The 476-nt window shown below is 68.7% G+C and carries 1 protein-coding gene; it reads left to right on the top strand.

What is annotated here, in order from left to right:
• Window positions 1-476: transposase (locus N4G66_RS45335; protein ID WP_261710172.1), on the top strand; the 476-nt coding region annotated here is incomplete at both ends.

Below are 476 nucleotides of genomic sequence, written 5' to 3'. Positions count from 1 at the left end.
TGACCGTGTCGCAGGACGCGGCCGGCCGCTGGTTCGTCTCCCTGTTGTGCGACGACCCGACCGTGGAGCCGCTCCCCGCCAACGGAAACGCGGTCGGTATCGACGTCGGCCTGACCCACCTGCTCACCCTGTCCACCGGCGAGAAGATCGCCAACCCGAGGCATGAGCGCCGCGACCGTGCCCGGCTCGCGCTCGCCCAACGCCGCCTCGCGAAGAAGGCGAAGGGCGACGGAGCCAACCGGGCCAAGGCCCGGCGCAAGGTCGCCCGGATCCACGCCCGGATCACCGACCGCCGCCGCGATCACCTGCACCAGCTGACCACCCGACTCGTGCGCGAGAACCAAACGCTCGTGATCGAGGACCTGAGTGTCCGCAACATGGTCAGGAACCGGAATCTGGCCCGCGCCATCTCGGACGCGGCATGGTCGCAGTTCCGGAGCATGCTCGAGTACAAAGCAGCCTGGTACGGAAGACAC

Source organism: Streptomyces rhizosphaerihabitans, assembly GCF_025399795.1.
Lineage (GTDB): Bacteria > Actinomycetota > Actinomycetes > Streptomycetales > Streptomycetaceae > Streptomyces > Streptomyces rhizosphaerihabitans.
This window is presented reverse-complemented; position numbering and strand designations above follow the sequence as displayed.